Below are 8657 nucleotides of genomic sequence, written 5' to 3' on the forward strand. Positions count from 1 at the left end.
GTTAGCAATTCACTTTTGGAATACTATTCTTTACTTCTATTTTCGCATACAATCATGCTTTTCAAACATTAAAAAACGCAATGCCTCGTTTATCTCGGAAACGAAACACTGCGTTGATCACAATTTATAGAAAAACTTTTAATAAAATTTGGAGCGGGTGAAGAGAATCGAACTCTCGACCAGAGCTTGGAAGGCTCTTGTTTTACCACTAAACTACACCCGCAAATATGAAATACATAAAAGATATTAGAATAACTTATGTAAAGTAGTATAGCATGTAAAAAAATCGGAAGCAAGAATTTTATCGAAAAAAGTCGAAAAAGTGATGAGTATCTCATCACTTTTTCAATTCTTTATCAATTGCCTTCTTCATACTATCGAAATCAGGGTTTGCAAGATTTCCATTTACATATACTGAAGGAGCACCTTGAACTTTTAATTTTTGAGCACGATCTGAATCTTTACGTACTTTTTCTTTCATTTCTTTACTGTGTAAATCCTTCTTAAATTGTTCTACATTAACTTTCGGAAGCTTTTCTTTCACAATGTTAAGAAGTAATTCTTCTGTAATCCATTCTTCTGTGTCTTTCTTTTGACTTTGATAAATCTCATCATAGAAAATCCAGAATGAATCTTTATCTTGTTTATAAATTGCTTCACCAGCTGCTGCACCTAAATCAGAGTCTTTTCCGATAAATGGGAAGTTAATAAAATATAACTGCACTTTACCTTTATCGATATACTCTTCTTTTAAGCGTGGTAATACTGTTACATCCCAAGTACGACAAGCAGGACATTTGAAGTCTCCAAATTCAACTACCTTAACTGGAGCATCATCTTTCCCTAAAGATTGTTGTGTGGAATAAGCAAACATCTCATTCCCTTTATCTTTTTTGTCATTTATGATGCTATACGCAATCGTTCCGATTACAATCAATACTGCAATGGAAAAAACTATACCAAGAGCCATGAGTTTGTTCGATGATTTCATATACATTCCTCTTTAAATTCATATTCTGTATACAGCATTGTACACAATACACATAATATCAATACTTACATATACCACGCAATGAACACGCTCACATAAATTACAAAAATACAACAATTGTGACGATATTGTGTCACAATTTGTCACAATTTATTCAAAAAAAAGAAGCACCTATGTAGGAACTTCCCTTAGCTTACTGCTTTTTCACGCGCATTATTTAACATCGATTGCTCTGTTTTTATATCATGACGAATTACTAATTTCTCACTAACAGCTTGCACATACTCATCATGATTGATATAGCCTTCTTTCTCCATTAATCTCAAAACTACATTCCGTCTCTCAACTGCTTTATCGTAATTTTGTGCTGGTGAGTAATAAGCGGGTGCCTTTACTACAGCAGCCATCATTGCACTTTCAGCCAACGTTAATTGGCTCACCTTTTTACCGAAGTAAAGGTTTGCTGCCTTTTCAATTCCCCATGCTCCTTCTCCGTAATAAATATTACTTACATATAATTTTAAAATTTCATCCTTCGTAAATGTGCGTTCAATTTTTTTCGTGTAAAAAATTTCTTTCCACTTACGAGAAAATGTACGCTCATTCGTTAAAAAAGCATTTTTGGATAATTGCTGTGTAATTGTGCTTCCTCCCTGCACAACACCACCAGCTTTTATATTCTCAACAGACGCCCGGATAATCGCTATATAATCTAAACCGTTATGATGATAAAACCTTTTATCTTCTGTTGCAATGAATGCATGTGTTAATGATTCTGGCACCTCTAACTTAGCCGGTACATGTAATTTACTAATATCACTTTGCTCGATCATTACATTTCCAATGAATAATAACGTAAAACTTAACAATAATAATAAAATAATGGCTTTATAAAAAAATTTAGTCATTGGATTTAATGCAACTTTTTGATGATAGTTCACCCTAGATAATACTCGTTCTTTCATCTTAAACACCTCTTTTCCACACAGCGTATAACTCTTACTTTAAGAATACCTTGTTGTAAAAAAATATCCCATCGATTTCTCTTACACGTACCTTACATCATTGTAAGGTATAAAGTGAAACTTTAATCAGCCCGCACCAATCTGGCTGCCCGGCAAATAGCGGGATAAAAAAGTATTGTATCACAGTCCTTTTTTATCTACTATTCATCTGAAATATTGAATATAGATTATGCTAAACTAATAACAGATTAAACCTTAAGGCTATTATACTTTCTCTATTAAAGCACCCTATTTTCATTATATCATCTACAAATATATATACTTTTAAGTATATATTAATCTAAATGTACATAACATACCATACATTATACAGAACAAACGTTCTCGAAATCAATACTAGCACCATTATTATTTTGACCTTTTTCTTAAACAGTATACAAAAAAGAGTAGTGATTTGATTGTACCTCAAATCGGCTACTCCTTTCTTTACAATCTTCCTATTAAATTATACGGCTGCACTTCCCACATTTCATACGGAATAAAATGTGTTGCTCTCATCGCATCAAGCGTTCTAGATTTCATATGAGGACGCGTTATATACTCATCTATGTTCTCTTCATTTAAAGCAACAAATTTAGCCTCTTGTATTTCTTCAGGCTGAATTTTTATTTCACCACTCACATATGCCACTTTAAAAACAACAGATAAAATATGCATAGAAGCATTATAGTAAACACCTGTAACTCCAACTGGCTTCACAGTTAAACCCGTTTCCTCAAACATTTCCCTACAAACTGCTTGATTGAGTGCTTCCCCTTCTTCTACCTGTCCTCCTGGCAGCTCTCCCACGTATCAGCTCGCCAGTGTACCTTTGCTAATAACACCTCATTTTTTTCATTTGTTAAATAACCTGCTACAGCAACGATATGCTTTGGTGTTTTATGTTCCATATTACGCCTCCTAGCAATAATGAATATTTCACATATCCGTATAAGCATATTCCCTGTCTACAACAAAATACCTTTACTAATTCAGCACCTTAATTACCTTTATAAAAAAGCCCCTATTCGATAAACGAACAGGGGCTTCTATCATATTATTCTCCTAAGTCTACGTTGTGGTAAACTTGTTGCACATCTTCTAAATCTTCTAATGCATCAACCATTTTCTCAAATTGTACTTGAGCATCTTCAGGAAGTGTTACATCACTTTGTGCAAGCATTGTTAATTCAGCAACTGTAAATTCTTCAACACCCGCATCTTTAAGTGCAGATTGTACTGAATGGAATTGATCTGGTTCAGCATATACGATAACAGCATCTTCTTCTTCTAGAATGTCACGTGCATCTACATCTGCTTCCATTAAAATTTCAAGTACTTCATCTGATGTTTTCCCTTCAAGGCCGATAACAGCTGTCGCATCAAACATGTAAGCTACAGAGCCGTTTACACCCATGTTACCACTGTTTTTGCTAAATGCAGCTCGTACATCTGCTGCAGTACGGTTTACGTTATTTGTAAGTGTATCTACAATAACCATAGCTCCATTTGGCCCAAATCCTTCATAACGAAGCTCATCATAATTTTCCTCTGAACCGCCTTTTGCTTTTTCCACTGCACGATCAATAATTGTTCTTGGTACATTATATGTTTTCGCACGCTCTAATACGACTCTTAACGCCTGGTTTGATTCTGGATCTGGCTCGCCTTGTTTTGCTGCCACATAAATTTCACGTCCAAATTTCGCGTATATACGGCTTGTATTTGCATCTTTTGATGCTTTTTTATCTTTAATATTATTCCATTTACGACCCATACTTTCCACTCTCTTTCCCGTTTTAAATCTACATAAAAATATTAATATGAAATATAATGTGTATTCAACACATTTTTAAAAGAAATATAAAAAGTTCATTTTTGATTCATATTACAGACATAATATAAATTACTATCATTTTGTTCTTTCGACAAGTTATATTATACATGAATTCCTACATTTATCACGAATTTTAGAATTACATAACATAATTTAACAAAAGAGACTCTAACATTTCTGTTAGAGTCTTTTTACATCGCCGATACCGATACTGACACTCCCGAAGGAACACGATTTTGAGTCTTTTAGGTGACATTTATATAGAGTGTTACCCTTAAAATCCTTTATTTTAAAGCATTTCAAAAATTTTGAGCTTCTTTCAACATGATAAATTAAAATGGGACGGAGCCAAAATGGAATCACAATAAAATAACTGACACCTTTTACTTTCATTTTTCTCCCTTAATTAAGTTTATCCTATTTCATTTATTACTGTGATGATTTATTTTATTATCTCTCGCTAAACAATAAGGAAAAGTAAAAAATTACCACAACATTCCCCTAATTACTTTCTATCGCTATATAATTAAAATAGGAAATTTTTTGAAATCTAAAAATTTAAAAGAAGGATGGGGGAGAGTTATTATGACACATTCAAATGAGAAAAAAGCATATGGTCTTAAAGGGATAGGAGAAAAACTAAACCCAACTATCTATCAAGTGAGATTCATGAAATTAGATGAACCAATTCAATTTGAGTCGTTTCCTGAATTAAAGGAATTAGGGGACTGGTTGAGTACTTCAACGCAAATGTGATCGTGCCACTCAACTATGTACAAGTACAACAGAGAAGAATTTGAAAAGAAGTTTTTAGAAATTACGAAATTAACAGCTGATCATGTGCTAATATCTACTGGTGGTGTCGGATTTAACTTCATGTCACCAGGATGGGGAGATTCTCTCTAGAGTGCTGGAAACGATTCTTGTATATACAAGAATCTACTGACATTTTATATAGTAATGGAATTATATAAAGGGATAAAAATGAATGTTCGTTTTTATCCCTTTATTGTTTCGCAGTTTGCTCTAATTCCTTAATAGCTTTTAATTGTTGTTTATATAACAGAGCTGTTCCTTCTTCCAAAGTTTTACTCGTTAAAAAGAAATACTCTTCGATCTTTAGTCGTATTAGATAAATAAACTGTTCTTTCAAATGGATTTTTTGTTCTTCTTAATCCCCCTATTACAGAAGGGTTATTTTTAACGCTTCCTCAAGCATTGTATCGAAATCATTATATATTTTCATCACTGTGCCAGATGGTTTATCAAGTTCTAGATAAGTACCGTCTGATAAGTTTTTGCAAAACCACGCAATATTTGAATCCCCAAAGAAAAGATACTCTTTTTGAAATTCATTTTCATACCAAATCTCATTCGTATCTATAAAGCCGCAAATATGTTCATCTTTTTCTGTTTCTAGTAAAGGAGAATCGACTCCGTAAAGGACCAATCCATCAAAGTCTAAACCATTTACAGTTTTAAGAAACTCTTCGTATTCACTCGGTAAGTCAACATTAAATTTCTCTTTTACGTGTTTTCTTAATCTATGAACTTCAGTATCTGTTGCTGGTGTGTTCAAATTAAAGTTAACACTTTTCAGTATATCTCCAATTTCTAAAATCAGATTTTTCCACATAAAAAAAACTTCTTTCTAAGAGTATTTATTCTCCTTTAGGATAACTATTATATTTGGGTATAGATCAAGTTATATCTGCACTATCTCCATCTTGTAAGTGTCTAGTTAATGTAAACCATTGTTTGAACTTCTATCAGTTATTTTAGGACTTTCTTTTACATGTTTGCTTCTGAATCCCATATCTCTATAAATTCAAAACCTTTTAAATCACTTTCTAAAATTGCATTTCTTAATTCGTCAGACACTAAAACAGTAGAGAAGTGTAATCTTTGATTTAAATAGGTTTTAAATATTATCTGCCCTTCAACTATATTAGGCAAAAATGCGTATTTTTCGAAACCTATTATTAATCCTGTACTTAGTTTTTCAAAAACTGCTTTATTGTAGTCAATTGCATCAATTGTATTTAAAACGTTTATTAGGTAATAAAATTCACCTGTAACATTATGAGTTAGCGGAAGAAACTCAACATTATTGCAAATTAAAGGCTCTAATACCTCTTTTGCTTTTCTACTAACCATTGGCGTGCCAAGTTCCCCCCAGAACATAGGACAATCACTATGGTTATCTCCTTCTACACATTCAACAAGAATTTCTCCCCATGAATCAGATAACTTTATTGCCAAATCAATTTTTTCATCAAAATATTTTTTACGGTCTTCTTTCAAATTTAATAGTTGAAAAGATTTATAGTTATCAAATAAGCTTTTTAATTGCCAAATTTTCATACCTTTTACTCCTTTATAATTTAATTAGTAAAACAATTAAGATTATTCAGGTTGATTTAATTTTAAACTACCGTCCAATAATCTTTCTCTTATATTCTGCAAAGCTGCAACTGCTCGATTACCCCCAAAGCGTTTAACTTCGCCTAATACTCTGTATACTTCTCTTATATACTCTGGACCATGATCACCTATATGTAATGCTTCAGTAGTCACATATTCATTCACTTTATACGGTAAAAATACCCCATTAGCAGCAGAAGCATGATGTATCTCAATCTCTTTTAATAATTCCTGTACTTCCACTGTCCTGCTATCATTTCAAGCTACAATGTGATGTGCTGCATTAGAATATGGGATTGCTTCAATTCCTGCAGCCTTAAGTTCTTCACGTAATACTTTAGATGCTATATACGAATCGGGATACTCATTTTTTTACATTTACTCTATCAAGAACTTTATCCACATAATCTTTTATTACTTCTTGTACACCCTTAATTCTACTTCTTCCACCAGTTTCGGAAAACATAAATGTATCACGAGCTTCTTGTAAAGCTTCAAAAGCCTTTATATGATTGTTACCAAAGCCACTAGTACCTGCAAATGCAAATCGTTCTTTCAATGGTAATTGATTTGAAACGGACGAGATACCTTCTGATAATTTTGTTAGATTCGCACCTTTTTCGATATTATCATCTGATAAATTTCCATCAACTAAATTACCATTATAACGTTCATCAGCATTACGTTAACCTATAAGAATTAACGTAATAGGCGATACATTAACATTAATTTGAACACACAAAAAAAGCGTCCCCACAAAGTAGGAACGCTTGATATTACTGTATACTCACGATTAATTGAAGATAAAAACAAATAAAAAAAGACGATCACTCGTCTTTTAACCGATACCGATGGTCGGGGTCGAACCGACACTCCCGAAGGAACACGATTTTGAGTCGTGCGCGTCTGCCAATTCCGCCACATCGGCACAAAAGAAAAGGCGGCAACCGGATTTGAACCGGTGATAAAGGTTTTGCAGACCTCTGCCTTACCACTTGGCTATGCCGCCATATTAAATTTCATTGGAGCGGAAGACGGGATTCGAACCCGCGACCCCAACCTTGGCAAGGTTGTATTCTACCACTGAACTACTTCCGCAAAAATGGCTGGGCTAGCTGGATTCGAACCAGCGCATGACGGAGTCAAAGTCCGTTGCCTTACCGCTTGGCTATAGCCCATCGATTTCTTACTTAATTATATGTAAGTATCCATTAGATTATTTGTAATTTTAAAAATAAAAATGGGGCGACTGATGGGAATCGAACCCACGAATGCCGGAGCCACAATCCGGTGCGTTAACCACTTCGCCACAACCGCCATGTTGTGTAAATATATTTGGCAGGGGCAGTAGGAATCGAACCCACACTGGAGGTTTTGGAGACCTCAGTTCTACCTTTAAACTATGCCCCTATGTAAATGGTGGAGGGGGGCAGATTCGAACTGCCGAACCCGAAGGAGCGGATTTACAGTCCGCCGCGTTTAGCCACTTCGCTACCCCTCCGAAACTTACATGGTGCCGGCTAGAGGACTTGAACCCCCAACCTACTGATTACAAGTCAGTTGCTCTACCAATTGAGCTAAGCCGGCGTATTTTATTAAAATAAATGGTGGCTCGGGACGGAATCGAACCGCCGACACGAGGATTTTCAGTCCTCTGCTCTACCGACTGAGCTACCGAGCCTTATTAAAATGGCGGTCCCGACCGGGGTCGAACCGGCGATCTCCTGCGTGACAGGCAGGCATGTTAACCACTACACCACGGGACCATTTGGTTGCGGGGACAGGATTTGAACCTGCGACCTTCGGGTTATGAGCCCGACGAGCTACCGTGCTGCTCCACCCCGCGACAATATTATTCATATAATTTATATGGTGGAGGATGACGGGATCGAACCGCCGACCCCCTGCTTGTAAGGCAGGTGCTCTCCCAGCTGAGCTAATCCTCCAAAAGTGGTGACCCGTACGGGATTCGAACCCGTGTTACCGCCGTGAAAGGGCGGTGTCTTAACCACTTGACCAACGGGCCAAATATTATAAATCCTATGGCGGAGAGCAAGGGATTCGAACCCTTGATACGCTTGTGACGTATACACGATTTCCAATCGTGCTCCTTCGGCCAACTCGGACAGCTCTCCAATGGCTCCGCAGGTAGGAATCGAACCTACGACCGATCGGTTAACAGCCGATAGCTCTACCGCTGAGCTACTGCGGAATAATATTGCCTGGCAACGTCCTACTCTCACAGGGACAAGGTCCCAACTACCATCGGCGCTAGAGAGCTTAACTTCCGTGTTCGGTATGGGAACGGGTGTGACCTCTCTGCCATCATTACCAGACATTATTCTTTTGAGACAATCATTATTATAACTTATTCACTTTAAAAGTCAATAAGTTTTTTATG

Annotated in this window: 6 protein-coding genes, 16 tRNA genes, 1 rRNA gene and 3 pseudogenes; 1 reads left to right on the forward strand and 25 read right to left on the reverse strand. The window is 35.8% G+C overall.

The features are described 5' to 3' along the window. Nucleotides 1-149: 149 nt before the first annotated feature. From ACXY7N_RS13985 to ACXY7N_RS14005, 5 genes and pseudogenes are all read right to left on the reverse strand, one after another. A tRNA-Gly gene (locus tag ACXY7N_RS13985) sits at nucleotides 150-223 on the reverse strand. Between the two features lie 114 nt (nucleotides 224-337). After that, complete coding sequence (locus tag ACXY7N_RS13990) at nucleotides 338-991, reverse strand: DsbA family protein (RefSeq protein ID WP_016089399.1); 654 nt, start codon at nucleotides 989-991, stop codon at nucleotides 338-340. A gap of 188 nt (nucleotides 992-1179) precedes the next feature. Beyond that, on the reverse strand, nucleotides 1180-1956 hold the full coding sequence (locus ACXY7N_RS13995; protein ID WP_016089400.1) for a transglycosylase domain-containing protein: 777 nt from the start codon (nucleotides 1954-1956) through the stop codon (nucleotides 1180-1182). A gap of 486 nt (nucleotides 1957-2442) precedes the next feature. Beyond that, a pseudogene (locus tag ACXY7N_RS14000) lies at nucleotides 2443-2906 on the reverse strand (NUDIX hydrolase). Nucleotides 2907-3052: 146 nt separating this feature from the next. Further along, nucleotides 3053-3772: a YebC/PmpR family DNA-binding transcriptional regulator gene (locus tag ACXY7N_RS14005; RefSeq protein WP_016089402.1), complete on the reverse strand. Its 720-nt coding sequence runs from the start codon at nucleotides 3770-3772 to the stop codon at nucleotides 3053-3055. A gap of 645 nt (nucleotides 3773-4417) precedes the next feature. Here ACXY7N_RS14005 and ACXY7N_RS14010 point away from each other — a divergent pair. Further along, a pseudogene (locus ACXY7N_RS14010) lies at nucleotides 4418-4738 on the forward strand (DUF3884 family protein). 100 nt (nucleotides 4739-4838) lie between these two features. On the opposite strand, the gene ACXY7N_RS14015 reads toward ACXY7N_RS14010, so the two are convergent. The 20 genes and pseudogenes from ACXY7N_RS14015 to rrf all read right to left on the reverse strand — a co-directional run bounded on the left by ACXY7N_RS14015 (nucleotide 4839) and on the right by rrf (nucleotide 8592). Beyond that, nucleotides 4839-4985, reverse strand: coding sequence for a hypothetical protein (locus ACXY7N_RS14015; RefSeq protein ID WP_179197184.1), 147 nt, complete (start codon nucleotides 4983-4985; stop codon nucleotides 4839-4841). 30 nt (nucleotides 4986-5015) lie between these two features. Next, nucleotides 5016-5468, reverse strand: coding sequence for a YrhA family protein (locus tag ACXY7N_RS14020; protein WP_016089404.1), 453 nt, complete (start codon nucleotides 5466-5468; stop codon nucleotides 5016-5018). Nucleotides 5469-5623: 155 nt separating this feature from the next. Next, nucleotides 5624-6196 carry an imm11 family protein gene (locus ACXY7N_RS14025; protein ID WP_088083196.1) on the reverse strand — a complete coding sequence of 191 codons (573 nt, stop codon included), beginning with the start codon at nucleotides 6194-6196 and terminating at the stop codon, nucleotides 5624-5626. A 42-nt stretch (nucleotides 6197-6238) separates the two neighbouring features. Then, a pseudogene (locus ACXY7N_RS14030) lies at nucleotides 6239-6875 on the reverse strand (AHH domain-containing protein); the annotation flags it as partial. 227 nt (nucleotides 6876-7102) lie between these two features. Next, a tRNA-Leu gene (locus ACXY7N_RS14035) sits at nucleotides 7103-7184 on the reverse strand. Nucleotides 7185-7194: 10 nt separating this feature from the next. After that, a tRNA-Cys gene (locus ACXY7N_RS14040) sits at nucleotides 7195-7265 on the reverse strand. Between the two features lie 14 nt (nucleotides 7266-7279). Next, nucleotides 7280-7354, reverse strand: a tRNA-Gly gene (locus ACXY7N_RS14045). Nucleotides 7355-7359: 5 nt separating this feature from the next. Further along, a tRNA-Gln gene (locus ACXY7N_RS14050) sits at nucleotides 7360-7434 on the reverse strand. 63 nt (nucleotides 7435-7497) lie between these two features. Next, a tRNA-His gene (locus tag ACXY7N_RS14055) sits at nucleotides 7498-7573 on the reverse strand. Nucleotides 7574-7592: 19 nt separating this feature from the next. Next, nucleotides 7593-7666: transfer RNA gene (locus ACXY7N_RS14060), tRNA-Trp, on the reverse strand. 7 nt (nucleotides 7667-7673) lie between these two features. After that, nucleotides 7674-7757: transfer RNA gene (locus ACXY7N_RS14065), tRNA-Tyr, on the reverse strand. 10 nt (nucleotides 7758-7767) lie between these two features. After that, nucleotides 7768-7843, reverse strand: a tRNA-Thr gene (locus ACXY7N_RS14070). An 18-nt stretch (nucleotides 7844-7861) separates the two neighbouring features. Further along, nucleotides 7862-7937: transfer RNA gene (locus ACXY7N_RS14075), tRNA-Phe, on the reverse strand. 9 nt (nucleotides 7938-7946) lie between these two features. Beyond that, nucleotides 7947-8022, reverse strand: a tRNA-Asp gene (locus ACXY7N_RS14080). Nucleotides 8023-8025: 3 nt separating this feature from the next. Next, nucleotides 8026-8102, reverse strand: a tRNA-Met gene (locus ACXY7N_RS14085). Between the two features lie 24 nt (nucleotides 8103-8126). Continuing rightward, nucleotides 8127-8202, reverse strand: a tRNA-Val gene (locus ACXY7N_RS14090). 5 nt (nucleotides 8203-8207) lie between these two features. Beyond that, a tRNA-Glu gene (locus ACXY7N_RS14095) sits at nucleotides 8208-8282 on the reverse strand. Between the two features lie 17 nt (nucleotides 8283-8299). Further along, nucleotides 8300-8391 (reverse strand) — tRNA-Ser (locus tag ACXY7N_RS14100). Between the two features lie 2 nt (nucleotides 8392-8393). Continuing rightward, nucleotides 8394-8468, reverse strand: a tRNA-Asn gene (locus ACXY7N_RS14105). A gap of 8 nt (nucleotides 8469-8476) precedes the next feature. Next, a 5S ribosomal RNA gene (gene rrf / locus ACXY7N_RS14110) occupies nucleotides 8477-8592 on the reverse strand. Nucleotides 8593-8657 lie beyond the last annotated feature (65 nt).

This window comes from Bacillus sp. 5w2, assembly GCF_054353775.1.

What these genes read in the sequence shown, in the direction of transcription:
- ACXY7N_RS14020 (WP_016089404.1), bottom strand. Translation starts at nt 5,468, where the DNA reads ATGTGGAAAAATCTGATTTTAGAAATTGGAGATATACTGAAAAGTGTT.
- ACXY7N_RS13990 (WP_016089399.1), bottom strand. Translation starts at nt 991, where the DNA reads ATGAAATCATCGAACAAACTCATGGCTCTTGGTATAGTTTTTTCCATT.
- ACXY7N_RS13995 (WP_016089400.1), bottom strand. Translation starts at nt 1,956, where the DNA reads ATGAAAGAACGAGTATTATCTAGGGTGAACTATCATCAAAAAGTTGCA.
- ACXY7N_RS14005 (WP_016089402.1), bottom strand. Translation starts at nt 3,772, where the DNA reads ATGGGTCGTAAATGGAATAATATTAAAGATAAAAAAGCATCAAAAGAT.
- ACXY7N_RS14025 (WP_088083196.1), bottom strand. Translation starts at nt 6,196, where the DNA reads ATGAAAATTTGGCAATTAAAAAGCTTATTTGATAACTATAAATCTTTT.